The sequence below is a fragment of the Qipengyuania sp. 902 genome, assembly GCF_051195295.1.
Taxonomy (GTDB): domain Bacteria; phylum Pseudomonadota; class Alphaproteobacteria; order Sphingomonadales; family Sphingomonadaceae; genus Qipengyuania.
Map to the genome: position 1 here is coordinate 620067 of NZ_JBNJLJ010000001.1, position 24173 is coordinate 644239.

Genomic DNA, 24173 nt, shown 5'->3' on the forward strand with positions numbered 1-24173 from the left:
CGTTAGCCATTTGGCAAGGAGCGGGGCGTAATTCTTGCAACATGAGCGCGATCTCCCACGAATTCGATCTGAGTGAAGCCACCATGCTGCCGCCGGCCGATCCGGGTCCGCGCGCCGTGCCCGAGGTCGAGGAGCTCGCTGCCCGCTGGGAGGCGGTGCACGAAGCTGCCGCAGCGGTCGGAAAGCTGGCGCAGCTGGGGCGCGAGACACTGACCGAGGACATCGTTTCGCTTCCGCTTCGCGCGGCAGAAAAGGGCGGTTGGCAGTACGAGATGGTCGCCCGCGGAATCGACGATCTGGCCGCCGTCATGCAACCGGGCCTGCGCGCGCTGCTGTCGCTGACGGCCGGCGGGCAAGATACGACTGCCGCCGCGCTCACATTGTGGCGCGAATTCCATATGGCGCGCACGGCCATTCTGGGCTTGGTCCCGGTCGAATAGCCTCTGCAAATTGAATTACCGGTCGCGACGCTTGACTGCGTTCGCGCTCTGTTCCAATTGGAGGAGATGACCGAACCGGCTCTCGCCCAAACAGATACGGCCGCCAGCGTGGCGCGCGGGATCGCGCGGCTTTTCGCGCGCAACGACATCTGGTGCATTCCCGAGATGCCGCTGCGCAACGGGCGGCGGGCGGACCTGATGGGCATCGATCCCAAGGGCCAGGTGATCATCGTCGAGATCAAGGTCCAGCGCGGCGACCTGCTGGGTGACGGCAAATGGCCCGACTATCTCGACCATTGCGACCGCTTTTATTGGGGCGTGCCGCCGGGGCTCGATCGCGCACCGCTGGAAGGTCTGGACTATCAGCCGGATTGCTGCGGCATCATCGTGGCCGATGGCTACGACGGCGAGATTCTGCGCCCCGCGCCGCTCCGCCCGCTCGCCGCGGCGCGCCGCAAGGTCGAGGTCGAGCGGCTGGCGCGTGCCGCCATGCGGCGCACGACCGTTGCCTATGATCCACACTGCGCGCCCTGGGGCGGCGGGGACTGACACAGGACCTGTTAACCGGCTTCGGGTTAGGGCATGGTCCGACTAAGCCATGTGGACCGCCATCATCCTTTCCGCCGTTTCGATGACGCTGATCGTCGCTGCGCGCTATGCCGCCACAAGCGGGCTCTTCGCGGCCATTACCGGGCGCGTGAAACCGGGCTATCATGCCAAGCTCGGCCCGCAGATTAAGCGAGAGATCGGGTGGTCGCTTGCCTCGGCGGCGATTTACGGGATTCCGGCAGGGATAGTCGCGTGGGGCTGGCAGGAGCGCGGCTGGACGCAGATCTACACTGGCTGGAACGAGTATCCGCTCTGGTATCTCGCCCTCGCTCCGCTGCTTTACCTGTTCGCGCACGATACCTGGTTCTACTGGATCCATCGCTGGATGCACGAGCCGCGCCTGTTCCGCATCGCTCATGCCGTCCACCATGCCAGCCGCCCGCCGACGGCCTGGGCGGCGATGAGCTTCCATCCATGGGAAGCGTTGACCGGGGCGATCGTCATCCCCCTGCTCGTCTTCGTGATCCCGATCCATGTCGCCATGCTGGGTGTCGTCCTGCTGGTGATGACGGTGATGGGCGTCACCAATCACATGGGCTGGGAGATGTTTCCCCGCCGGCTGGTTCATTCACGGTTAGGCGGGTGGCTGATAACCGCCAGCCATCACCAGCGTCACCACGAAGAATACAAATGCAACTACGGCCTCTACTTTCGCTTCTGGGACCGGCTGTGCGGAACCGACCGCGGCCTGAGCGCACGCATATGATGCGGGCACACAAAACCAGAGCCGTCGCCCTGCTGGCGCTTCCCTTCGGACTGGCGCTGGCCGGCACATCGCCGCATATCGATCAGGCCAAGGTCACGGTGACCGTCACCGACCTTCGCAATGCCGAGGGCGTGGTGCGAGCCTGCATGACGAAGGACGAGACCAAGTTCCCCAAATGCCGCGGCGTCCCGGGTGCCTATGCCACCACGGCCGATGCGCGTGAGGGGACCGTCACTTTCACCTTCTCCGACGTGAAACCGGGCCGCTATGCCATCGCGCTTCTGCATGACGAGAACGGCAACGGCAAGGCCGATCGCGCGCTCGGCATGATGCCAAAAGAAGGCTTCGGTTTCTCGCGCGATGCGAAGGTCCGCATGGGACCGCCCAGCTTCGAGGATGCGGTGTTCCCGGTCGGTGCCGCGAACGAGAGACTGACCATCCGCATGCGCTACATGCTTTAGCCGTGCGACGCCGCTCGCGCGGCAAAGGTTGGTAAACGTATTTAACCATATGTTTACCACGCACCCTTCATACCTCCCCGTGAACGAGCACAACTCTTCGGGGGCGTAGGAAACGATGGACAGGCTAGGCGGCTATTTCGGCGCGCATGAATCGGACGATCCGGTCGACGACTACGTCGACGAGGACGATGCCGGTATCCAGCCGCCGCCGTCTCCCGTCGGCCAGGACGAGCGGCGCATGCAGGTGCGCGCCTACAATCACTGGGCCAGCCTGCTCGGCGATCGCAACTACCCCGACATCGAGGATCTCGAGCCCGACCGGCTCGACGACTTCGGCCCCTATTCCGTCCTGCTCGACTTCACGGACGGGATCGAGGATCCGGCCGTACAATATGTCGGCGCGGACCTGGCCGAGGAATGCGGCCATGACGAGCTGATCATCCGCTTGTCTGACGTGCCAAGCCGCTCTGTGCTCAGCCGCATCACCGACCACTACATGCAGATCCTCGCCAACCAGGCGCCGATCGGCTTCGAGGCCGAATTCGTCAACGATCGCGGATCGACCGTGCTCTATCGCGGGATCCTGCTGCCCTACTCGAGCGACAACGAGACGATCGATTTCATCTACGGCGTCATCAACTGGAAAGAGATGGCCGACCAGTCCACGGCGGACGAGCTGCTGCTCGAAATCGGCCAGTCGCTGGGCGAACACGAGGAAGAAGCGGCCAGCGCCGCCGAGCCGGATACGCTCGAAACCGCCGAGACCCTGACAGCCGCCGATGGTGCTGAAGAAGCTGTTGAGAGCGAGGACGTGAGCGACGACATTCTCGACCTCGGCAGCGCGGAGATGGTCGTGGAAGAAAGCGATGACACACTGCCGCTGCCCGCCTTCGGAACAAGCGCCCCGGGCGATCAGGACATCGGCTCGAGCCGGATCGACGCGCTCGGCAATCCGATCGGCGCGCATCCAGGCCAGGACGACACCGACTATGTCGACGATGACGGCGGGTTCGACGATTTCGACAGCATAAAGACGGCGGCCGACTACGGCCTGCCCGATTGGGACGAAGATCCCGAAGCCGACGATGTAGACGACCTGGTCGATCCGCTCGACGACGAGGAAGCCTCGAGCAGCCTGATGTCGCTCGTCAGCCGCGGGGAGCGGAGGAAGAAAGCCGTCGATCTATCGACCAGCGAAGCCGCGCCGACCATGCCCCAAGCCTACGAAAGCGAAGAGCGCGAAACGGCTTTTGCCATGCCCGAGGCCTATACGCCGCCGGTGGAAGACGAAGCCGAGCCAGATGCCGCCTCCAATTGGTCGGATTGGGATGGCGCTGACGAGGCGGTCGCAGACCTAGAGCCGGAATTCGCGCCCGAAGAAACAACAGAACCCGAACCGGTCGCCGAAATCGTGCCGGAACCCGAACAGGAAACGGCGGTCGAGGCGGAGCCTGAAGCCGACTCCGTCCCAAGCGAACCGGACTACCAGCCGGCCGTCGTGGTCGATCCCGAAGATGCGCCGGAAGGCCTCTACGATTGCCTCGCAGCCGCGCGCGAGCAGGCGCAGGCTGCACAGAATACCGAGGATCGCAGCCGCAAGGCGCTCTATGCCGCGGTCGCTCTGGCATACGACTTCAGCCTCGAATCGCAGGACGATCCCGACGGCTTCGAAGACCTGCTGTCGGACAACGGCCTGACCGTTCAGGACCGGGCGCCAATGACGCCGGTGGTCAAGCTGGTCTTCGGCGCGGATTACGACAAGACGCGCCTTACCGAATATGCCGCCGTCCTGTCGCACGCCCATCGCCTCAACGTCGAGCGCGGCGCGCTGGCAACCTTCCTCCACGAAGCCGAGGGCGGGCTCAAGGGCGTCGTCCAGGCCGAACGCCGGGCGCGCAAGGAAGAGCAGGGCAAGCAGGTCGACGATCACAATGCGGTCAAGCCCGCGCTGGCGCGCAAGCTGCGCAAGCTGGACGAACTGGCGCTGGCCGATCTCGACGAGCACGGCCCGGAATTCGCGCTGGTGATGATTCGCCGCACGCCGGAAGGCGAACTGGTGGTGCTGGGCGAATTGCCGGAGGATATCCCGGCGCTGGAGCGCGCCGCACGCAAGCTGCTCGCCTGACGCCGCTTACGCTTTCCAAGTTTGCAGTTGCTTAGGGGGCCCGCGCTTCGCTAGCTCCGGCGGCGATGCCCTTCCTCCCGACCGCTCAGGTTCGTATCCAGCCCTATTTCGGCTATCGCAACGAGACCCGCCTTCTCATCACGGGCCGCGCTCTGCGATCGCGTGTGGGCGCCTTCGAGAAGCGCAGCAAATGGCGCGCCGCGAAAACCATGCTGGCGCAATTCGCCAGCCACGAGGTGCCCGAACTGCCGGTCCAGCTGGAGATCGTCTGTCCCTCCGGCGAGAGCCGGCGGCATCAGGGCCTGACCGACAAGGAAGGCTTCGTGCGCTTCGACATACCGCTCGACGGCGACTGGCCGCTGGCCGAAACGCCGGAGTGGGAAACGGTGGTCTTCCACTGGAGCAATGGCGAGGGCGAACATTGCGTGGACGGACATGTGCTTGCCGTCGGGCGAAATACAGGCCTCGGCGTCATTTCCGACATCGACGATACGATCATCGAAACCGGCATTACCGGCGATTTTCGCGCGGTGCTGCGCAACTGGCGTCGGGTGCTGTTGCAAATGCCGGAAGAACGCATTCTCGTGCCGGGTGCGGATGTTTTCTACAACGCGCTCGGCGGTGGTGAGCCCCTTTCCGAAGGGCAGGGTCACGCGGGCGAGCATCTGAGAGCAAGCGACCGGCCGTTCTTCTACGTTTCCTCGAGCCCGTGGAACCTCTTCAGCTACCTCGTCACCTACATCCGAAGCCGCGGGCTGCCGCTGGGCCCCATCATGCTGCGCGACTGGGGCCTCAATCGCGACACTTTCGGATCGGGCAGCCACGGAGCGCATAAACGCGCCGCTATCGAGGGCATCTTGGCGACCTATCCCGATCTCAAATTCGCCATGATCGGCGACGACAGCCAGGGCGATCTGACTGCATTCGGCGCCATCGCCGTCGATAATCCCGGACGCATCCGGGCAATCTTCATCCGCAAGGTCGGCGAATCGATGAGCCCCGAGGAAACTGCCGCCAAGGCCGCTATCGAAGCGGCCAAAATCCCGCTGTGGCTGGGCGACAGTTATGAGACAGGGCACGAGTTTCTCGCCTCGATCGGCCTGCTCGGCGACCAAGAAACGCGCGCGATCGTCGATACGATCGAGGAAACGGACCCGAAAGCGAAGTGAAACGCATGCTGAAGATACTCGCGGTGCTGGTCGGCATACTCGTGCTGCTGGGGATCGGCCTGTGGTTAGCAGTGCGAGCGAACTGGCCTGCCGTCCTCGACACGGTCGACCGGATCGCCGGCCCATCGAACGATGTCGAACTGGTCGAAACTGCGCGCTATGGTGACAATCCCGAACAGAAGCTGCGCGTTTATCGCGACGAAACGGCGGCGGGCCCGCTCCCCGTGTTCATCTTCTATCACGGCGGTGCATGGGCGCATGGCGACCCGGACGATTACGGCTTTATCGCGCGCAACATCGCGCCGGAAGGCTTTGTCGTGGTGCTCGGCGGCTATCGCATGAACGAAGCGGGCCGCTATCCCGCGATGCTGCAGGACACGGCGTCCGTCATCGCATGGACGCGTGCCAATATCGCTCAACTCGGCGGCGATCCCGACCATATCGTCCTGTCGGGTCATTCCGCCGGCGCCTATAATGCGGTGCAGGTCGCGCTGGATAAGCAATGGCTCGACAATGCCGGAGTGTCGGGTGGGGCGATCAGGGGCGTGGTGGGTCTCTCCGGGCCTTACGACTTTTATCCCTTCGACACCGATCGCAGCAAGGCGGCGTTCGATAGCGTCGGGGCCGGGCCGGAAAGCCAGCCGGTCAATCAGCCCCTCGCCGCCGCGCCTCCCATGCTGCTGGTCCATGGCGAAGCCGACACGGTCGTAAAGATCCGCAATTCGCAGGCACTGGCGCGCGGTCTGGACGAGGCTGGATCGCAAGTCGACACACTGTACCTGTCCGATGCCTCGCACAACGCGCCGCTGCTCGCTCTCACCAATCCGTGGCGTCGCGACCCGCAAGTGTTCGACCGCGTGACGCAATTCCTGCGCCGGACCACCGACGTTTCAGTTCCGGTTCAGGCCGCGAGGCCTTAGCACGGCATTATGCGCTTTCTCGCCCGCCTGCTCGCCATTCTCGCCGCCGCCATGCTGGCCGCGCAGCCGGTCGCCGCGCAAAGCATTCTGCGGGATGCGGAAACCGAGCAGTTCCTCGACGAAATATCCGAACCGCTGATCGAAGCCGCCGGGCTGGAGCCGGCGAATGTCGACATCATTCTGGTCAATGATCCCTCCATCAACGCCTTCGTTGCGGGCGGGCAGGCAGTCTATATTCATAGCGGCCTGATCGAGGCCGCCGACAGCGCCGAAGAAGTCCAGGGCGTCATCGCGCACGAACTCGGCCACATCACCGGTGGGCACATCATTCGCTACAGCGAAGGTATCGGCACGGCCTCGAAGATTTCGCTGCTTTCCGTGCTGGCGGGCATCGGCGCGGCACTGGCGGGCGCGGGAGAAGCTGCGGCGGGGATCATGGCGCTCGGCCAGCAGGCGGCGATGGGCAAGTTCCTCGCCTTCACCCGTACGCAGGAAGCCTCTGCCGACCTTGCGGGAGCCGAATACCTCTCCGAAGCGGGCATTTCCGGCCGCGGTTCGCTGACCTTTTTCGGCAAGCTTCTGAATCGCGAGTTTCGTTATGGCTACAGCCAGTCCGACGAAGCGGGTTTCTACCGCACCCACCCGCTTTCCGGCGATCGCATCCGCACGCTGACCGAGGTGTATGAGAAAGACACGGCTTGGGACGCGCCGCGCAATGCCGCGCAACAGGCCAGGTTCGAGCGGGTGAAGGCCAAGCTCACCGGCTATATCGCCAAGCCGAACGAGACGCTGCGCGACTATCCCGAAACGACGAACACCATTCCCGCGCTCTACGCCCGCGCCTATGCCTATCATAAAAACGCGCGCGTCGACCGCGCGCTGGAAACGGCGGATGCGCTGCTGGCGAAGGATCCGGATGACCCGTATTTTCTCGAGCTGAAAGGCCAGGTGCTGCTCGAATCGGGCAGGCCTTCCGAAGCGCTCGATCCGCTTCGCCGCGCGACGACTCTCACCAATTCGCAGCCGCTGATCGCCAGCATGCTGGGCCATGCGCTGATCGCGACCGAGGACCGGATGAATTACGAAGAGGCCGAGAAGGTGCTGCGTGCTGCCGTGGGGCGGGACCGCTACAATCCCTTCGCGTGGTACCAGCTTGGCGTGGTCTATGCCGAACGTGGCGACATGCCGCGCGCCCGCCTCGCCAGCGCGGAGCAACAGGTGATGAGCGGGCAATATGGCCTCGCCATGCGCAGCGCGCAATTTGCCGAGGCGGCGCTGCCCCATGGTTCGCCCGACTGGCTGCGCGCGCAGGACATCGGCATGCAGGCCCGCGCCTTGCTGGAACGACAATGCGAAATGGAAAAGGGTCGCAATTGCGACGGACGGCGTTAGGGTCGCAGGCGATATGAAACGCAACCTCGTCACCGCGCTGCTGGCGCTCGTCTTCGGCTTCCTGGGTGCCGCCATCTGGTCGGCAAGCGGGCTCGGCAACGGGCAGATGCGCGAATACCTCGTGTCCAATCCCGACATTTTGCCCGAGATGGCGGAGGCCTATCAGCGCGGTCAGGCAAGCGATCGGCTGGCGCAAGTGGATGACAGCGTGCGCGAGGCGTTTCCCGGTGCAGTTTTGGGCAATCCCGACGGGTCGAAGGTGCTGGTCAAGTTCACCGACTACGGCTGCACCTATTGCCGCCAGTCCATCGCACAGATCGACGAGATGATCGCCGCCGATCCCGAGCTCAAAGTCGTAGTACGCGAATGGCCGATTTTCGACGGCAGCGAGCAGGCGGCGCGCATGGCTCTCGCCGCCGCGCGACAGGGCAAGTATCCTGCGTTCTACCACGCCATGTTCGAACTCGGCCCACCGAGCGAGGCAACCATCGCGCAGGCGGGACGGATCGCAGAACTCGACATGGAAGCGGCGCAGCGCTTTGCGGCTTCGGAGGAGGCGACTGCCGAGCTCGCTAGCAATATGGGCCTGGCCCGCACTCTCGGCTTCAGCGGCACGCCGAGCTGGATCGCCGGCGACGAGGCTATCGAAGGGCTCGTCCCCGCCGAGCGCCTGCAGGACGCGCTCGACGGCGAGGCCTAGAAACTATTCGTCAAGCGCTTTGGCATAGGACGAGGCCAGCGGACGTTCCATTACCCGGCGCACCATCGGTTCGAAGTATTCCAGCGGTTCGCTTTCGTAATCCGGGTCGAACGCCGCTTGATCGTATTTCTCGCAGAATTCGCGGCACGCCTCGTAATGCGGGTTGTCCTTGAACTGGTCGCGCGCGTTCTGGTCCATCCCGAGGAAGTGGAAATAATAATAGCCTTGGAAGGCGCCGTGGTTCTGGCAGATCCAGTGGATCTCCTCGGTCACGAAGGGCTTGATGATCGAGGCTGCAACCTCGGGATGGTTGTAACTGCCCAGAGTGTCACCGATATCGTGCAGCAGCGCCATCACGACATATTGTTCGCCGCGCCCGTCGCGATGCGCGCGAGTCGCGGTTTGCAGCGAATGCTCCAGTCGGCAGACCGGGAAGCCGCCGAAATCGCCGTCCAGCAGCTTCAGATGTTCGAGCACGCGATCGGGCAAACCCTTCGCAAAGGCGCGGTATTCGCCTGCGATCAGGCCCCAGTCTTCCTTGGTGCCTTCCTTCATCTCGCGGAATTTCGCGCGTTCCGCGACCGAATGGCCTATGCTTTCCTGAATACCCATCGCATGCCTCTCTCGCTTTGCCTGTTGCGAGCAGTGTAGCGGCTGGCGCAGTTCGTCGCAATTGGGCTAGGGAGCAGGGTAATGGCCGTGTTGCCCATCCGTCCGACGCCGTTCTTCGCCAACAAGAACCAGGCGTTCTGGAACCTCCAGCTGGCCGGCTGGGGCGGGGCAACGATGCTGCGCGCTATGTCCGCGCTCGCCAATGGCCAGCCGGCCGACCGGCTCGTCATCATCCTGATCGCGACTATCACCGGCTTCTCGATCAGCCTGATCCTCGCTGTCGTCTACAGCCAGCTCATCAAGCAGAAACCACTGGTGACCTGGGGCGTGACTGCTGTCGTGCTAGGCGGCGCGACCGGCGTCTATGCCTTCATCGACAGCTGGGTGCTGGAGGTGGCAGGCGGCGCCAATACGGGCAATTTCGCCAGCCTCTTCGTCGGCATCTTTTTCTTCGACCTCACTCTGCTCGGCGCGTGGTCGGCGCTCTATTACGCGATCAATTTCTTCCTCCAGGTGGAGGAGCAGGCAGACCGGCTGGAGCGGCTGGAAGCGCAGGCGACGAGCGCGCAGCTCGCGATGCTGCGTTACCAGCTCAATCCGCATTTCCTGTTCAACACGCTGAATTCGATCAGCACGCTGGTGCTGCTGAAGCAGACCGAGACGGCCAATGCGATGCTCACGCGCCTGTCCAGCTTCCTGCGCCATACGCTGGTCACGCAGCCCGGCGGCAAGGTGACGGTGGCGCAAGAGGTGGAGACGCTGAAGCTCTATCTCGATATCGAACGCATGCGCTTCGAAGAGCGGCTCCGCACCGATTTCCGCATCGAGGAGGAGGCCGCCAAGGCCACTCTCCCTGCCATGCTGCTGCAGCCGTTGGTCGAGAACGCGATCAAATATGCCGTCAGCCCACAGGAGGAAGGCGCAGAAGTGGCCGTGATGGCGCAAGTCGTCGGGCCGCGCCTGCGTGTGACCGTCTCGGACACCGGCCCGGGCATGAATGCGCAGAACGTCGAGGACGGGCTCCCCGCCGTACGCCCCAGCCGCGCGCGCCGCGATTCGACCGGCGTCGGCCTCACCAATATCCGCGACCGCCTCGCCCAGGCCTATGGCGAGGAACATCGCTTCGAAATTCGCTCGCCCGAAAGCGGGGGCTTCTCGGTTCTCATCGAATTGCCCCTGGAATCGGACGAGGAGCCGGCCGCGTTAACCGCAGCGCCACAATCCGCCCCCCAAACCGCAGCATCCCAGAAACCCGCGGGCCCCTCACCCGTTGAACCGCTGCAACCTCCCCGGAAAGCACCGCAAACGACATGACTATTCGCACCATCCTCGTCGACGACGAAAAGCTCGCCATCCAGGGTCTCCAACTGCGCCTCGAAGCGTTCGAGGACGTCGAGATCATCGAAACCTGCCAGAACGGACGCGAGGCGATCCGCGCGATCAAGACGCAGAAACCCGACCTCGTCTTCCTCGACATCCAGATGCCCGGGTTCGACGGCTTTTCCGTCGTTCAGGGAGTCATGGAAATCGATCCGCCACTGTTCGTTTTCGTCACCGCCTTCCAGGAACACGCGATCCGTGCCTTCGAGGCGAACGCGGTCAATTACCTGATGAAGCCGGTGGACGAAGACAAGCTGGCCGATACGATCGAACGCGTCCGCCAGCGCCTCGCCGAAAAGAAGAGCACCGATGATGTCGAGCGGCTCAAGAACGTCCTCTCCGAAGTTGCGCCCGAAGCGGCCGAAGAGCTGGCGTCCGGCGAAGATGCCGAGACCGCCGGTCGGTACGAGAAGCTGATCAACGTAAAGGATCGCGGCCAGATCTTCCGCGTCGAGACCGACACGATCGAGCATATCGAGGCCGCGGGCGACTATATGTGCATCTACACCGGCGACAATTCGCTGATTCTGCGCGAGACGATGAAGGATCTCGAGCGCCGCCTCGACCCGCGCAAGTTCCAGCGGGTGCACCGCTCCACCATCGTGAATCTCGACCAGGTGCGCCAGGTGAAGCCGCATACGAACGGCGAATGCTTCCTTGTGCTGGATAGCGGCGCGGAGGTGAAGGTGAGCCGCTCCTACAGGGATGTCGTCGCTAGGTTCGTCCACTAAAAACCTTGGATGAGTCCGTTTGCCCTGAGCTTGTCGAAGGGCCGCCCTTCTTTTCGATACCTGCGCCAGAAGTAAGAACGGTGCTTCGACAGGCTCAGCACGAACGGAGCAATTCTGTTGTTCAAACTCCCCGGCTTCGATCTCGATCAATTCGTCCGCGACACGCTGGCCGAGGATTTGGGCGAGGCCCTGCCCGACGGCGGGGTGGACGTAACAAGCGAGAGCGTGATCCCCGCCGAAGCGCGCTTCGCGGGCGTGATGGACACGCGCGATGCGATCCATGTCGCCGGGCTACCGGTGGCCGAGGCGTTCTTCCGCGCGCTCGATGCGGATATGCGGATCGACATCCTCGTCGAGGACGGTGCGAGCGTATCCGCAGGCACCGATCTCATGCGACTGGAAGGCAATGCCCGCGCCATGCTTACCGCCGAGCGGGCTGCGCTGAACACCGTGCAGCACCTGTCCGGCATAGCGACGATGGTCGCCGAATATGTCGCCGTGATGGACAATCCCGAGTGCACCCTACTCGATACGCGCAAGACCATCCCCGGCCTGCGCCATCTGGAGAAATACGCCGTTCGCATGGGTGGCGGCGCGAATCACCGCATGGGTCTGTGGGATGCCGCGATGATCAAGGACAATCACGTGCTCGTCGCCGGCAGCGTGGGCGAAGCGGTCCGCCGCGCGGTCGAGGCGGGCGTGGAAGACATCATCTGCGAAGTCGACCGCATCGACCAGATCGAACCCGCGCTCGAAGCCGGTGCCACCCGCCTGCTGCTCGACAATATGGAACCGCCGACCCTGCGCGAAGCGGTCGCGCTGGTAGCAGGCCGCGTGCCGACCGAGGCGAGCGGCGGGATCAATCTCGACACGATCAAGGCTAAAGCCGCCACGGGTGTCGATTACGTCTCCGTCGGACGTCTGACGCAGAGCGCGCCCGCTGCCGATATCGGACTGGACTTTACGCCGCTCTGAATACGCGGCATCTGCCGTCCGGTAACGCAAACTATGCGGGAGAGACCGGGTGCGCCCCCAATCCATAGTCCTGTTCGATCGCTTGTTTCTGGCGTCGCTCGTGCTGGCCCTGATCAATGCCGTGCTTGCCTATTCGACGCTTGTCGAAGAGGTCGAGGCCGACCCCGCGCTGGCGCAAATCGGTGGCGGGCCGATCGTCATGGGAGTGGTGCTAACCAGCCTGCTGATACCGCTGGCGCTGTGGTATTTCATCGCGCACCGCGCCAGCAACATCGCAAAGTGGCTGCTGGTCGCCATGGTTGCGATCGGTCTGTTCTTCGGCAATTTCAGCTTCAGCGATGGATTCAGCTTGCCGGCAGTGCTCGGCCTCGTGGTGACGCTGCTGCAGGTGGTCGCCATCGTCCTGCTCTTCCGTGCGGATGCCCGCGCCTGGCTCGAAGGCGACGCTGCCGCCAGCGAATGACACCTCCAGCTTGTGTGACACTGTGTTGTGCCATCTTTACGCTAAACAAGTAATCGGCCATTCCCCAGATGGACGGGTGGGGAGAGAACATTGAAGCCAAGGTCGATCAGCCGGTTCGAGGGGTGGTATTTCCTCGCAGTCGCGCTCAGCCTCGTGTCGACTGCGCTGGGCTGGTCGGAGATGTCCACTTATACCGATGCTGTCATCGACGAATTCGGCGCTAATTCGCGCGGCATGGGCATAGTCCTGCTGTTCTCCTCGGTGGCGATGTTCCTCGTGCTGGCACTCATCTTCTGGGCCGCCATCGTGCTCTCGCGCCTTGGCGCTGCCCGTTGGGTGCTGGCCGTTCTGATCGCCTATGCGGCCTATTCGGTTGGCATGCGCATCGCCAATACTGCCATGGGTCTCGGCCTCATCGCCGACATCGCTGCCGTGGCGAGCGCGGCCATCGCCGTGTCCTTCCTGTTCAGGGCGGATGCTAGGGCATGGTTCGGCAAGGATGACGGGCAGGTTTCCGATCAGGTTTAGCCTCGCCCGCGCTGCAATTGCTGCGCTTTGGCTGGGCAGTATCGCCAGCCCGGCGCTTGCCCAAGCTTACCAGTGTCGCCTCCCCGCGAAGCTGAGCGTGCCCGAAATCACGCCGGATGCGCCGCCGCGCAGACTGCCGGTGACAGGCTACACGCTAGCGGTCAGCTGGAGCCCGGAGTTCTGCAAGGGCCGTGAGGGGCAGGCGCGCCATGCGCGGCAATGCTCGCACCGTGCTGGCCGCTTCGGCATGGTAGTGCATGGATTGTGGCCGGAGAGCGGACGCACGTGGCCGCAATGGTGCGGATCGCAGCGGCTGCTGACCGCGCGCGATTTGCGCCCGAACATGTGCCTCTCGCCCTCCGCCAGCCTGCTCACGCGGCAATGGGCCAAGCACGGCAGCTGCATGACGCGCCGCCCGGCGACCTATTTCAAGGTCACGCGCATATTGTGGAACGGCCTTTACTGGCCGGACTTCGACCGCATCAGCCGCGAGGACGATCTGACCGCCGGCACGATCCGCACGCGGTTCGTCGACGCAAACCCCGGCTGGACGCGCGAGGCATTGGGGGTGAAGCTGAATGCCCGCGGCTGGCTGCAGGAACTGCGGCTCTGCTACGACAAGCGCTTCATGCCGAAGGCCTGCGACCGGGTTCGGTTCGGCGCGCGGGATGCGGCGCAGGCGAAGATCTGGCGGGGGTTGTAGCTACTCCACCAAAACAGCCTTCTCCGTGGCTGATGGGAGCACATTGTCGAGCCAGTCATGGGCTCGCAAAGCTGTGGGGTCACCCCAGCGCAACTCGTCGCCGTCAACCCAGAAGTAGAATGGGCTGGAGGTTTGGAATTCCAAGCAAATCCCTACCGTTTTTCGGTGCCAAACAAGTTCAACGATCCGCTCAATTACAAGCTCACAGAGCCTCGGGAAAAGATTCCGCGTCACGTCGGACAGTTCTGTCCTGCCGAACTCGTCCATCTTCATGGGGCCAGGTAGCGGGTCGTTATCGAGGATCATCCTCTGGCCATCGCCGGCGACCTGCAAGCGCAGAGTCCCCCCGTTCGAAAAACCTAAGAGTAGGCGAAAAGGTGGGCCATTCGGCTTCTTATTAAAATAGTGCCTCTCCGCAGTGATCGAGGTCAGCTTCATCTTCGCTTCCTGAAAAAGTCTCGCAGCATTTCAGCCGCGCGCCCCTCGCCCATGCCCGAATAAACCTCGGGCCTATGCAAACATTGCGGCTGGTCGAAAACCCGCGCTCCGTGCTCGACGGCACCGCCCTTGGGGTCGCTCGCGGCATAATACAGCTTGGCAATGCGCGCGTGGACGATGGCGCCGGCGCACATGGCACAGGGTTCCAGCGTGACCCATAGTTCGCAGTCGGTCAGGCGTTCGTCGCCCAGTGCCTCTGCGGCGCGGCGGATGGCGAGGATTTCCGCGTGGGCGGTAGGGTCGTGCGTCTGGCGCGGCGCGTTGTGCGCCTCTGCGATTACCTCGCCATGGCGCGTCACCACCGCCCCAATCGGCACCTCGCCTGCCGCCGCGCTGGCTTCGGCCAGTTCGAGCGCGCGTTGCATGGGTTGCGGGAGGGTCCAGGCGGGCATATCCAGGCATCGCTAGCCCCCGCGCAGGGGCGGCGCAACGTGCTTGACGATTCGCGCCCCCGCCGCTATGCGCGCCGCTTTCCGGGATAAACGAACCCCGCATCCGCCTCGCGCGGGCAAGGGAACGCGCCCAACCATTCGAATCGAACGAGAGACGTATCATGTCGCGCATTTGCGAACTCACCGGCAAGGGTCGCCAGGTCGGCCACAATGTGAGCCACGCCAACAACAAGACCAAGAAGGTCTTCCTGCCGAACCTGCAGAACGTCACGCTGATGAGCGAGAAGCTCGATCGCAGCTTCAAGTTCCGCGTCTCGACCCAGGGCCTGCGCTCGGTCGAACACAATGGCGGCCTCGACAACTGGCTGCTGAAGACCAAGGACGAGAAGCTTTCGGCCAACGCGCTCAAGGTGAAGCGCGAGCTGAAGAAGGCGAACGCCGAAGCCGCTTAAGGTCGAGCGCTGCGGCGCTACTCCTGACGAGCAGACGAAAGGGCGCGCGGGGTCACTTGCGCGCTTTTTGTTGTGGGAACCTTTCCGGTTCGTCCCAGCGAAAGCGGAGCAGCAGGGTGCGTTGGTAACGCATCATATTATCGTCGGAAATGATCCAGACGTTCCGGCTCTCGGCATCTTCGGTCACTGCCAGGCCTTCGTAGTTCTCCTTGGGAATTTCGTCTCCGGTTTCGGCAATAAGTCGTAGTTCGACGGTGTTTCCGGGGGCAATCTCGTCCGTGTCGAGGATCGCGAAGGCCGTATCGAAGGCGGGCGGGATCGCAAAAACCAGTCGCCTCAACAGCATGAGAATACGGTTCTCGTCGAGTACCGCCATATCGACCGGGCTATATCCATCCGGTACGATCACGCGGAGCGGCGCGCCGCTCGCCCCGTCCACCGGATCGTCCTCGAAGACCACTGCTCGGTGGATCTCGTCACCCCAGCTTTCCGGGTCTTCCTCGATCGCCAGGAAGCGACCGTCGCTCAAACGAACGAACGCCTCTGCACCGGTATTGTCGCCCCAATTAGCAATTAGTGCCGGTTCGACAGTCCCCTGAACATCCAGCTCCGGTCCGAACCGGCGAATGGAATTCGTACCCTCGTATGCGCCCCAAAAGGTCCCGCTTTCAGGATCACGCGTAAGCGATTCGAGGTCCGCCAGGATCTTGTCGGTGTCGCTTGCCGTCCCCAACCAAAGCAGATCCGGAGAGGGCCCTCTTCGGTCCGGACGGGTGAAAATCAGACGGCGGCCGGTATCGCTGGCTGCGATGAGCCTGTCGTCTGGCAAAGAAACAAGCGCGGAATAGCCGCCGAACATGTTGCGAAAACCATGCAGGGTCCAGCCCCCGTCGAGCACCAGCGGCCCGAAACGGCCCTGCTCGATTGTCAGGGGCGCGATGGCCACCGTGGGGTTGCGCACCTTCGGTTTGGGCGGCGAGTGCACGAAGGTGCCAGGCGCAAGTGCTGCCGCAACCAGCAGCGCGAGCGCGAGCCGTACGGGGCGCATGTCAGAAAGCGTCCCTCATCGGAAAGGTGCAGTTCGGTTCAGGGCATCGGCCCCAGGAAGAGCAGCGGGTCGAGCCGCGCATTTTTCCACTTAATGCTCCAGTGCAGATGCGGCCCGGTGGCGCGGCCCGAGGCTCCGATGCGTCCGAGCGGCTGGCCTTGCTTCACCGCCTGACCGTCGCGCACGAACAGCTCCGAAGAATGCAGGAACGCGCTGTTGAGGCCCTGTCCATGGTCGATGATGAGCAGCTGGCCCTCGAGACTGAAATCGCGCTCAACCAGCGTTACTATGCCGTCCGCCGGGGCGACATAAGTCGTGCCCGCGCCACCCGCGATATCGAGGCCCGAGTGATAGCTCCCCGGCTCGCCGCGGTAGATGCGCTGCGATCCGAAGCGGCCCGAAATGCGCCCGGTGACCGGCCAGATAAAATCCTGCCGCCAACCTTCGGCGCCAGTGCGCTGCTGGCGCGCATCCCAGATCGCGGCGAGTTCGGGGCGGCGGCGTTGCATGAAGCTTTCCGAAGCGCCGCCAGCTCGCCGTGCGACATTCACGCGCTCGATGTCCCAGTCGCGCGGGGCGATGGTGAGCGGACTGCGGATCGTGCGGCCATCCGCCAGCGTCGCGACGAGTTCTGCCGCGGCGCCCGCATCGCGGTCGAACGCGGCGAAGAAACAACCCTCGTCATCGAATGCCACCTCTTCCCCACCGAGCTGCAATTTCGTCGCGCCGCCCGGCGCAGTGCCGCGTATCCAGCCGCCTTGCGTCAGTTCTCCATCGAATCTGAAAGTGGCCGGACGGGTCGGCTCGGACGGGGTCGAGCTAGGTGCGGGAGTCGGCGTGCGAACAGGCTGGACGACCTCCGTCGGCCCTGCAGGCTGAACGGTTTCCGATGGGTCCGGCAGCGATACACACGCGGCAGTAATCAGGAGTAGCGGCGCGACCCGTGCAAACCTCACGGCTTCAGCCGCTCGGTGGCAAGCTGCGGAGTCGCGTAAGGCTCTTGGTGCTCGACCGACCAGTAGCGCAATTCGTCCAGCGGGATCGGCACGCCGCTCATGGCGCAGATCACGTGCTGGCCGGGGCGCAGGACGCGAAAGCCGCTGGGCCCGTATTGCAGCTTGGCTTCGCCGTTCGACGGTGAGGAATTTTTGTTCATCAGCATGGCGCAAATCCTAGCAGGTCCACCTTAACCGAACAAATCATCCTGTTTCGGCGGCGTTCCGCTGGCAGGGGGCTTTCGCTTCGGTTTCGGCGCGGCCGGTGCCTTGCCGGTCGTTACCTCCAACTCGCCATCGCGGAATTTGAGCGTGAGCGCCGCTTCCTTCGCTGCCTCCGCCCGGTCGGTCACCGTGCCGCTCGACCCGATCACGCGGACATATCCGCGCTCCAGAGGCCGGTCGGGGTGCAACTGCTCGACAAGTCGCACCAGCGATGCGAGGCGCTCGCGCCGCTCCGCCAGGGGCCTCTGGATCATCGCGGGTGCGAGGCGGACGCTGTCGAACCGCCCGCGCGCCTCGCGCAGCCGCCCTGCCACCAAGGCGGGTGACAGGCGCAATTCGCCCAGCCGCTCCCGCCCCATGGCCGCCCGATCGCGCAGCCCCTGCTGCAATCGCGCGGCCAGATCGTCGAGCTTTTGTGCCTGCGGTTGCAGCAATGCCTCGCGTTTCGGCAGGCGCTGCACGCGCGCCTCCAGCCGCTCGCGGCCCAGCTGGACCGGACGCAGGATCGCGCGTTTCTTGCGTGCCTCGAAATCCGCCAGCACCGCGGCAAGCTCGGCGCGCACCGGAACCGCCATTTCTGCGGCAGCCGTCGGCGTCGGCGCGCGGCGGTCGGCGGCATAATCGGCCAGCGTCGTATCGGTCTCGTGCCCCACCGCGCTGATCGTGGGAATCGGACAGTCGGCGATGGCGCGCACCACCGCTTCCTCGTTGAAGCTCCACAGATCCTCGATCGAGCCGCCACCGCGCGCAACGATTACGAGGTCGGGGCGTTCGGGATGGCCTTCGGGCATGGCGGAAAAGCCGCGCACCGCGCCTGCCACCTGCTCCGCCGCGCCCTGCCCCTGCACCAGCACCGGCCAGACGATCACGCGGCTGGGAAAGCGGTCCGCCAGCCGGTGGAGGATGTCGCGGATCACCGCGCCGGTGGGCGAGGTCACGACGCCGATGGTGCGCGGCAGGAACGGCAGCGCCTGCTTGCGCTCGCTGTCGAACAATCCCTCTGCCTGCAATCGCGCGCGGGTCTTTTCGAGCAACGCCAGCAGTGCGCCCTCGCCCGCCAGTTCCATCCGCTCGATCACGATCTGGTATTTGGAGCGCCCGGGATAGGTCGTCAGCTTCCCGCTCGCGACGACTTCCAGCCCGTCTTCCGGATTGAACGGCAGGCGGCCCGCATTGCCGCGCCACATCACCCCGTCGAGCACGGCTTTCTCGTCCTTGAGCGCGCAATACATATGCCCGCTCGCCGCGCGCTTCACGCCCGACAGTTCGCCGCGCAGGCGCACGAAGCCGAAGCGGTCCTCCACCGTGCGCTTCAACGCGTTCGATATTTCGCTCACCGTCAGCGGCTCGGCGTTGTCGCCTGCGCGGCCCTTCGCTACCAAGTTCGCATCGTCAGTATCTGGTGGGAAATCGGAAGCCATGAATATCCTGTTGCTCGGGTCGGGCGGGCGCGAACATGCGCTGGCATGGAAACTGGCGCAATCGCCGCTGTGCGACAAGCTGTGGGCGGCGCCAGGCAATCCCGGCATCGCACAGGATGCGAGCTGCGTCACGCTGGATGCCACCGACCACGAGGCAGTCATCGTTTTCGCGCGAGAGAACGACATCGGCCTGGTTGTGATCGGCCCGGAGGCTCCGCTGGTGGGCGGCCTCGCCGATTCGCTGCGCGCCGCAGGCATCGATACCTTCGGCCCTTCGCAGCAGGCAGCGCAGCTCGAAGGCAGCAAGGGCTTTACCAAGGAGCTGTGCCAGCGCGCGACCATCCCCACCGCGCGCTACGAACGCTGCACCTCGCTGGAGGCGGCGTGGGGCGCGCTGAAACGGTTCAAGCCGCCCTTTGTGCTCAAGGCCGACGGGCTGGCCGCGGGCAAGGGCGTGGTGATCGCCGAGACCTATGAAGAGGCGCAGGAAGCGCTGAACGAGATGTTCGACGGCAAGTTCGGCAGCGCGGGCAGCGAGGTGGTGATCGAACAGTTCCTGACCGGCGAGGAGGCGAGCTTCTTCGCCCTCACCGACGGCGAGACCATCGTCCCCATCGGCACCGCGCAGGACCACAAGCGCGTTGGCGAAGGCGATCGCGGCCCCAACACCGGCGGCATGGGCGCCTATTCCCCCGCCCCGGTGCTGACCGAGGAGTTGCAGGCGCAGGTCATGCGCGAAATCGTCGAGCCGACCGTGCGCACCATGGCCGCCGAGGGCATGCCCTATTCGGGCGTGCTCTATGCCGGGCTGATGCTGACCAGGGACGGCCCACAGCTGATCGAATACAATGCGCGCTTCGGCGATCCCGAATGCCAGGTGCTGATGATGCGGCTGGAAAGCGACCTCGTCGAACTGATGCAGGCCTGTGCGCGTGGAACGCTGGCCGAGGTCGCCACGCCCGCGCTGTCGGACGATTTCGCGCTGACCGTGGTGATGGCGGCAGAAGGCTACCCGGGCACGCCGAAGACAGGCGGGACGATCGATCTGGGGCAGGCGGAGGCCGGCAGTGCCAAGGTTTTCCACGCTGGCACCGCGATGGAGGACGGCAAGCTGGTGTCGAGCGGCGGCCGCGTTCTCAACGTCACGGCCACCGGCGCAAGCGCGACCGAAGCGCAGCGCGCCGCCTATGCCGCAGTCGACGCGGTCGATTTTCCGGACGGCTTCTGCCGCCGCGACATCGGCCAAAGGGAGGTGCGGCGCGAGCAGCATGGGTGAGGCGTGCCGAACGGCTTGGGGCCGCTTTCGGGGAGGTTTTGGGTAGGGCCGCTTGACCGAATTTGGGTGGTGATCGGCCGTTGCGCCAGAACCCTCTCGAAGGCATCATGCTCGCATGAAGCATCCTGAAGCGCAATTTGTCGTCGAAGTGACAGCGGACGATGAGATTGTCTGTCGAGCGCCCAAGCAGGCCGAGCAGCGCATCAAGATGACAGACCTTGCTGCTGTTTATGTCGAGACAAACGACGATGGCCCTTGGGGAGCAGACGTTTGGTGGCTTCTCAACGACAACACCGGCCAAACAAAGGTCGCCTTTCCTCAGATGGCGACCGGCGATACGGAGGCACTTGCTCGACTGCAACAACTGCCTGGCTTTTCAATACGGGGAATGAACTCGACCGACAACGCGCGTTTCGAATGCTGGCCATCACCCGTCGAGTGAACTTCCGCTATCGGGTCGCTATCGGAATGACAGATTTTTGGCTGCTTTTTGTAGGATAGCGGTCAATCTCAAGGACGCCGTCTTCCGCTCTTTCCTACAGGTGAGCCAGCACGGTATGGTCGGGATGCTCTTTGAAATCATGCTCACTCCCAACGCAAAAAGCCCCGCCGAACCAGCGGGGCTTTCGCATTTTCGGAATGTGTTCTTGTAAATATATCGGGGGCGGCGGGGCCGTGTTTCGTCAACTTGCGTTTCGCACAACAGGCCCTCACGGGATAACACTAGAATACGGACCTAGCCCAGCTTCTTGCTCACCAGCGCCTTCAGATCCGCTTCGCTCCGCGCGCCGTAATGGCTGATGATCTCCGCCGCGCAGATTGCGCCCATGCGGAGGCAGGTTTCGAGATCATCGCCGCGCGCGTGGCCGGTGAGGAAGCCCGCAGCGAAGAGATCGCCTGCGCCGGTGGTGTCGACCACCTTCTCGACAGGCTCGGCGGCCACTTCGGCGCGGGTGCCGTCGGCGATGGCTACGGCTCCCTTGGCACTGCGGGTGGCGACGATCACCGGGACCTTGCCCTCCAGCGCGGCGAGGCCGGCGTCGAAATCGCTCTCGCCGGTCAGCGAGGCGAGTTCGTTTTCATTGACGAACAGAATGTCGATCTGCCCTTCCTCGATCAGCGCGCGGAAATCGTCGCCGTGGCGGTCGATCACGAAGCTTTCGCTGGCGGTGAAGGCGACCTTGCGCCCGGCCTTGCGTGCAACGTCGATCGCATGGCGCATGGCGCTGCGCGGTTCTTCGGGGTCCCAGAGGTAGCCTTCGAGATAGAGGATCCCCGCGCTGGCGATCAGCTCGTCGTCGAGCGCTTTGGGCGGCAGGAACTGGCTCGCGCCGAGGAAGGTATTCATCGTCCGCTCGCCATCGGGCGTCACGAAGATCAGGCAGCGGGCGGTCGGCGGCTCTTCGTCGCGGGCGGGCGTGTCGAAATCGATGCCGACGGCGCGAATGTCGTGGCTGAAGACATCGCCCAGCTGGTCCTTCGCGACCTGGCCGACGAAAGCGCATTGCGCGCCCAGCGCGCTCATCCCGGCGAGCGTATTGGCAGCCGAACCGCCGGAAATCTCCTTGGCCGGACCCATGGCCGAATACAGCTCCTCCGCGCGATCGGTATCGACCAGCGTCATCCCGCCCTTGGCGAGGCCGAGGTCCTCGATCAGTTCGTCTTCGCAGGGCGACATCACGTCGACGATCGCATTGCCGATGGCGATAACGTCGTAACGGGGCTGGGTCATGGGTACTCCGGTGGTCTGGATTTTCGATATGTCGGGCGCGGTTAGCGGTTCATCGGGGGAAGGCCAAGCGCGGCGTTGACTTGATGCCCGCCGCCGCCCAATCGGCATGGCAATGGTTTCGCTGCCCCGCGCCCTGTCACTCGCCCTCGGCCAGCTTGGCGATCCGGCCATACTGCGCGGGCTCGGCAAGAGCCTGGCGGTGACGCTGGCGATCTTCGTGGCAGCGGCATTCGCGCTGAATGCGGCCCTGCCGTGGCTTCTGTCGCGCTGGATCGACCTCAGCGGCGAGGTCTATGCTGTCCTGTCGATCCTCATCTTCGTTATCGGTGCCTGGCTGCTGTTCCGCATTGTCGCGCTGGCCGTGTTGCAGTTCTTCGCCGACGAAGTCGTTCATGCCGTCGAGGCGAAGCACTATCCCGCCCACGCCGCCGGGGCGCGCAAGGTGCCTTTCGGGGAGGAGCTGTCGAACAGCCTGCGCGCCACAAGCCGGGTCATCCTGTTCAACTTGCTTGCGGCGCCCATCGCCGTGGCGCTGCTGTTCACCGCCATCGGCCCTGCGATCGTGTTCTGGTTCGTCAACGCGCTGCTACTGGGCCGCGAATTGCAGGACATGGTCTGGTTACGGCACAGGCGTGACGCAGTGGAAGTCCAGCCGATCGGCGGCCTGACCCGTTTCGCTTTGGGCGGCGTTGTCGCCGGGCTGCTGGCGATACCCTTCATCAACCTTCTTGCGCCCATTATCGGCGCGGCGAGTGCGACGCACCTGGTCCACCGCAGCACACGGAAACCGATCGACCATGCGCAGTAGCGTCCTCCTCGTCCTCCCACTCCTCGCTGCCTGCGCGACCACGCCGAGCGGACCCGCGGCACCGGCGCAACAGCCGCGAGCAGCGCCTCCGCCGCAGGACATCGTCACCGCGCCCTCGAGCGGCGGTTTCATCGCCCCCCGCGTCATGAACCTGCCGGGGCTGGAGGGCGTGATAGGAAAGAACGAAACCGCCCTAGCCAATCTGTTCGGCCCGCCCCGGCTGACGGTGAATGAAGGCGACGCGCGCAAGCTGCAATTCGTCGGCCCGGCCTGCGTGCTCGACATCTATCTCTATCCGCTCGAGCCGCGCGGCGAGCCGAGCGCGACCTATGTCGATGCGCGCCGGGCGAGCGACGGGCTGGACGTGGACCGCGCCGCCTGCGTGAAGGCGCTGCGACGCTAACCCGGTCTTAAGCAAACCGCGCTAGCTTCCTCGCGACGTGAAAATTACGGGAAGTGGGCAGGCAATGAGCGTGCATTTCGGCGAATTGGCGAAGAAGGTCGGCGCGGACGGCGCGATTACAGGCGCGGACGTGCTTGCATTGCGGCGCGAGGCTTGGCCGGACGGGCGCATCTCGCAAGGCGAAGCCGAGGCGATTTTCGCGCTCAATCACGAGCTTGCGACCAAGCCTGCCGAATGGGTCGATTTTTTCGTCGAGACACTGGGCGAATATGTGATTAACCAGCGCGCGCCGGCAGGCTATGTCGATGCCGAGAACGCGCAATGGCTGATGGGCCAGATCGATGCCGACGGACAGCTGGGCTCGATGGCCGAGCTGGAACTGCTGGTCCGCGTGTTCAAGCGGGCGCAGAACGTGCCGCAGTCCCTGAAGGAGTACGCGCTGAAACAGATGGAAAAGGCCGTGCTCGAAGGCACCGGTCCGACACGCGATGGCGGCGCGCTGCAAGCGGGCAATGTCAACGCAACCGAAGCGAAGCTGCTCCGCCGCGCAATCTTTGCGCCAGCTAGCGAGCGACCCGCTGCGGTCGGTCCGAACGAGGCGAGCATGCTGTTCCGCCTGAAAGATGCGACGCTGGGCGCGGACAACGATCCCGAATGGAAGCGACTGTTCGTGCAGGGCGTTGCCAATTATTTGCAGGGCTACAGCGCTGAGAACGCGCAGATCAGCCGCGAGCGGGCCGGCGAATTGCAGGCCTTCATGGCCGACACCTCCTCCAGCGTCGGTGGTTTTCTCGGCCGCATGGCGCGGGCAGCGCCGAACTCCTTCGGCGTCGTCTTCGGTCGAAAGGATTACGAGCCGACGCGCGAAGAGCTTGTCGCAGAGGCCGAAGAGGTCACCAGCGACGAATCGGCATGGCTGGCGACGAAAATCGAGGCCGACGGCAAGGTCGACGAATACGAACAGGCGCTGCTCGACTTTCTCGCCGAGGACTGACTTGGCCTTACTGGC

Annotated in this window: 29 protein-coding genes; 21 read left to right on the forward strand and 8 right to left on the reverse strand. The window is 64.2% G+C overall.

Annotated elements, in window-relative coordinates:
* The first annotated feature begins 41 nt into the window (after nucleotides 1-41).
* The 9 genes from ACSH0F_RS03055 to ACSH0F_RS03095 all read left to right on the forward strand — a co-directional run bounded on the left by ACSH0F_RS03055 (nucleotide 42) and on the right by ACSH0F_RS03095 (nucleotide 8522).
* A complete protein-coding gene (locus ACSH0F_RS03055; RefSeq protein ID WP_435199775.1) occupies nucleotides 42-440 on the forward strand; it encodes a hypothetical protein in 399 nt (132 codons plus the stop codon).
* 66 nt (nucleotides 441-506) lie between these two features.
* Nucleotides 507-989, forward strand: coding sequence for an MmcB family DNA repair protein (locus tag ACSH0F_RS03060; protein ID WP_305931309.1), 483 nt, complete (start codon nucleotides 507-509; stop codon nucleotides 987-989).
* A gap of 49 nt (nucleotides 990-1038) precedes the next feature.
* Complete coding sequence (locus ACSH0F_RS03065; RefSeq protein WP_435199777.1) at nucleotides 1039-1755, forward strand: sterol desaturase family protein; 717 nt, start codon at nucleotides 1039-1041, stop codon at nucleotides 1753-1755.
* On the forward strand, nucleotides 1752-2216 hold the full coding sequence (locus ACSH0F_RS03070; RefSeq protein WP_435199779.1) for a DUF2141 domain-containing protein: 465 nt from the start codon (nucleotides 1752-1754) through the stop codon (nucleotides 2214-2216). The genes ACSH0F_RS03065 and ACSH0F_RS03070 overlap by 4 nt, the downstream gene beginning before the upstream one ends.
* A gap of 115 nt (nucleotides 2217-2331) precedes the next feature.
* Nucleotides 2332-4341 (forward strand): PAS domain-containing protein, encoded by a 2010-nt coding sequence (locus tag ACSH0F_RS03075; RefSeq protein WP_435199781.1) that lies wholly within the window; start codon nucleotides 2332-2334, stop codon nucleotides 4339-4341.
* Between the two features lie 65 nt (nucleotides 4342-4406).
* Nucleotides 4407-5510 (forward strand): phosphatase domain-containing protein, encoded by a 1104-nt coding sequence (locus ACSH0F_RS03080; RefSeq protein ID WP_435199783.1) that lies wholly within the window; start codon nucleotides 4407-4409, stop codon nucleotides 5508-5510.
* Between the two features lie 5 nt (nucleotides 5511-5515).
* Nucleotides 5516-6430 carry an alpha/beta hydrolase gene (locus ACSH0F_RS03085; protein ID WP_435199785.1) on the forward strand — a complete coding sequence of 305 codons (915 nt, stop codon included), beginning with the start codon at nucleotides 5516-5518 and terminating at the stop codon, nucleotides 6428-6430.
* A 9-nt stretch (nucleotides 6431-6439) separates the two neighbouring features.
* Entirely contained in the window at nucleotides 6440-7822 is a 1383-nt protein-coding gene (locus ACSH0F_RS03090) for a M48 family metalloprotease (protein ID WP_435199787.1), read from the forward strand.
* 13 nt (nucleotides 7823-7835) lie between these two features.
* The gene (locus tag ACSH0F_RS03095; protein WP_435199789.1) at nucleotides 7836-8522 is read left to right on the forward strand and encodes a DsbA family protein; all 687 of its coding nucleotides are present in this window, start codon (nucleotides 7836-7838) and stop codon (nucleotides 8520-8522) included.
* Between the two features lie 3 nt (nucleotides 8523-8525).
* Here ACSH0F_RS03095 and ACSH0F_RS03100 read toward each other — a convergent pair whose 3' ends face one another.
* Entirely contained in the window at nucleotides 8526-9134 is a 609-nt protein-coding gene (locus ACSH0F_RS03100; protein ID WP_435199791.1) for an HD domain-containing protein, read from the reverse strand.
* A gap of 81 nt (nucleotides 9135-9215) precedes the next feature.
* Here ACSH0F_RS03100 and ACSH0F_RS03105 point away from each other — a divergent pair, with 81 nt between their 5' ends.
* The 6 genes from ACSH0F_RS03105 to ACSH0F_RS03130 all read left to right on the forward strand — a co-directional run bounded on the left by ACSH0F_RS03105 (nucleotide 9216) and on the right by ACSH0F_RS03130 (nucleotide 13914).
* The gene (locus ACSH0F_RS03105; RefSeq protein WP_435199793.1) at nucleotides 9216-10448 is read left to right on the forward strand and encodes a sensor histidine kinase; all 1233 of its coding nucleotides are present in this window, start codon (nucleotides 9216-9218) and stop codon (nucleotides 10446-10448) included.
* Nucleotides 10445-11245, forward strand: coding sequence for a LytR/AlgR family response regulator transcription factor (locus ACSH0F_RS03110; RefSeq protein ID WP_278329349.1), 801 nt, complete (start codon nucleotides 10445-10447; stop codon nucleotides 11243-11245). The genes ACSH0F_RS03105 and ACSH0F_RS03110 overlap by 4 nt, the downstream gene beginning before the upstream one ends.
* 111 nt (nucleotides 11246-11356) lie before the next feature.
* Nucleotides 11357-12220 (forward strand): carboxylating nicotinate-nucleotide diphosphorylase, encoded by an 864-nt coding sequence (gene nadC, locus ACSH0F_RS03115; RefSeq protein ID WP_435200545.1) that lies wholly within the window; start codon nucleotides 11357-11359, stop codon nucleotides 12218-12220.
* A gap of 49 nt (nucleotides 12221-12269) precedes the next feature.
* Nucleotides 12270-12683: a hypothetical protein gene (locus ACSH0F_RS03120; RefSeq protein ID WP_435199796.1), complete on the forward strand. Its 414-nt coding sequence runs from the start codon at nucleotides 12270-12272 to the stop codon at nucleotides 12681-12683.
* A 90-nt stretch (nucleotides 12684-12773) separates the two neighbouring features.
* Complete coding sequence (locus tag ACSH0F_RS03125) at nucleotides 12774-13211, forward strand: hypothetical protein (RefSeq protein WP_435199798.1); 438 nt, start codon at nucleotides 12774-12776, stop codon at nucleotides 13209-13211.
* Nucleotides 13183-13914 (forward strand): ribonuclease T2 family protein, encoded by a 732-nt coding sequence (locus ACSH0F_RS03130; protein WP_435199800.1) that lies wholly within the window; start codon nucleotides 13183-13185, stop codon nucleotides 13912-13914. The genes ACSH0F_RS03125 and ACSH0F_RS03130 overlap by 29 nt, the downstream gene beginning before the upstream one ends.
* On the opposite strand, the gene ACSH0F_RS03135 is transcribed toward ACSH0F_RS03130, so the two are convergent.
* Nucleotides 13915-14352, reverse strand: a complete 438-nt coding sequence (locus ACSH0F_RS03135; protein WP_435199802.1) for a hypothetical protein — start codon at nucleotides 14350-14352, stop codon at nucleotides 13915-13917.
* Entirely contained in the window at nucleotides 14349-14804 is a 456-nt protein-coding gene (locus ACSH0F_RS03140) for a nucleoside deaminase (RefSeq protein ID WP_435199804.1), read from the reverse strand. Before ACSH0F_RS03140 ends, ACSH0F_RS03135 begins: the two co-directional genes overlap by 4 nt.
* Before the next feature lie 161 nt (nucleotides 14805-14965).
* On the opposite strand from ACSH0F_RS03140, the gene rpmB reads away from it, so the two are divergent.
* The gene (gene rpmB, locus ACSH0F_RS03145; RefSeq protein ID WP_278329355.1) at nucleotides 14966-15256 is read left to right on the forward strand and encodes a 50S ribosomal protein L28; all 291 of its coding nucleotides are present in this window, start codon (nucleotides 14966-14968) and stop codon (nucleotides 15254-15256) included.
* Between the two features lie 52 nt (nucleotides 15257-15308).
* Here rpmB and ACSH0F_RS03150 read toward each other — a convergent pair whose 3' ends face one another.
* From ACSH0F_RS03150 to xseA, 4 genes are read right to left on the reverse strand one after another with little or no spacing between them, the layout of a single operon-like run.
* Nucleotides 15309-16304, reverse strand: coding sequence for an esterase-like activity of phytase family protein (locus ACSH0F_RS03150; RefSeq protein ID WP_435199806.1), 996 nt, complete (start codon nucleotides 16302-16304; stop codon nucleotides 15309-15311).
* A gap of 38 nt (nucleotides 16305-16342) precedes the next feature.
* On the reverse strand, nucleotides 16343-17260 hold the full coding sequence (locus ACSH0F_RS03155; protein WP_435199808.1) for a M23 family metallopeptidase: 918 nt from the start codon (nucleotides 17258-17260) through the stop codon (nucleotides 16343-16345).
* The gene (locus tag ACSH0F_RS03160) at nucleotides 17257-17466 is read right to left on the reverse strand and encodes a DUF2093 domain-containing protein (RefSeq protein WP_305931292.1); all 210 of its coding nucleotides are present in this window, start codon (nucleotides 17464-17466) and stop codon (nucleotides 17257-17259) included. Before ACSH0F_RS03160 ends, ACSH0F_RS03155 begins: the two co-directional genes overlap by 4 nt.
* A gap of 24 nt (nucleotides 17467-17490) precedes the next feature.
* Nucleotides 17491-18945, reverse strand: a complete 1455-nt coding sequence (xseA, locus tag ACSH0F_RS03165; protein WP_435199811.1) for an exodeoxyribonuclease VII large subunit — start codon at nucleotides 18943-18945, stop codon at nucleotides 17491-17493.
* On the opposite strand from xseA, the gene purD reads away from it, so the two are divergent.
* A complete protein-coding gene (gene purD, locus ACSH0F_RS03170; RefSeq protein WP_435199813.1) occupies nucleotides 18944-20221 on the forward strand; it encodes a phosphoribosylamine--glycine ligase in 1278 nt (425 codons plus the stop codon). The genes xseA and purD overlap by 2 nt on opposite strands.
* Nucleotides 20222-20336: 115 nt before the next feature.
* Complete coding sequence (locus tag ACSH0F_RS03175; protein WP_435199815.1) at nucleotides 20337-20663, forward strand: hypothetical protein; 327 nt, start codon at nucleotides 20337-20339, stop codon at nucleotides 20661-20663.
* 294 nt (nucleotides 20664-20957) lie between these two features.
* On the opposite strand, the gene ACSH0F_RS03180 is transcribed toward ACSH0F_RS03175, so the two are convergent.
* Nucleotides 20958-21953: an adenosine kinase gene (locus tag ACSH0F_RS03180; protein ID WP_435199817.1), complete on the reverse strand. Its 996-nt coding sequence runs from the start codon at nucleotides 21951-21953 to the stop codon at nucleotides 20958-20960.
* A 106-nt stretch (nucleotides 21954-22059) separates the two neighbouring features.
* Here ACSH0F_RS03180 and ACSH0F_RS03185 point away from each other — a divergent pair, with 106 nt between their 5' ends.
* The 3 genes from ACSH0F_RS03185 to ACSH0F_RS03195 all read left to right on the forward strand — a co-directional run bounded on the left by ACSH0F_RS03185 (nucleotide 22060) and on the right by ACSH0F_RS03195 (nucleotide 24158).
* Nucleotides 22060-22761 (forward strand): EI24 domain-containing protein, encoded by a 702-nt coding sequence (locus ACSH0F_RS03185; RefSeq protein ID WP_435199819.1) that lies wholly within the window; start codon nucleotides 22060-22062, stop codon nucleotides 22759-22761.
* Nucleotides 22751-23164, forward strand: coding sequence for a hypothetical protein (locus ACSH0F_RS03190; protein ID WP_435199821.1), 414 nt, complete (start codon nucleotides 22751-22753; stop codon nucleotides 23162-23164). Before ACSH0F_RS03185 ends, ACSH0F_RS03190 begins: the two co-directional genes overlap by 11 nt.
* A gap of 64 nt (nucleotides 23165-23228) precedes the next feature.
* The gene (locus ACSH0F_RS03195; protein ID WP_435199822.1) at nucleotides 23229-24158 is read left to right on the forward strand and encodes a hypothetical protein; all 930 of its coding nucleotides are present in this window, start codon (nucleotides 23229-23231) and stop codon (nucleotides 24156-24158) included.
* Nucleotides 24159-24173: the final 15 nt, after the last annotated feature.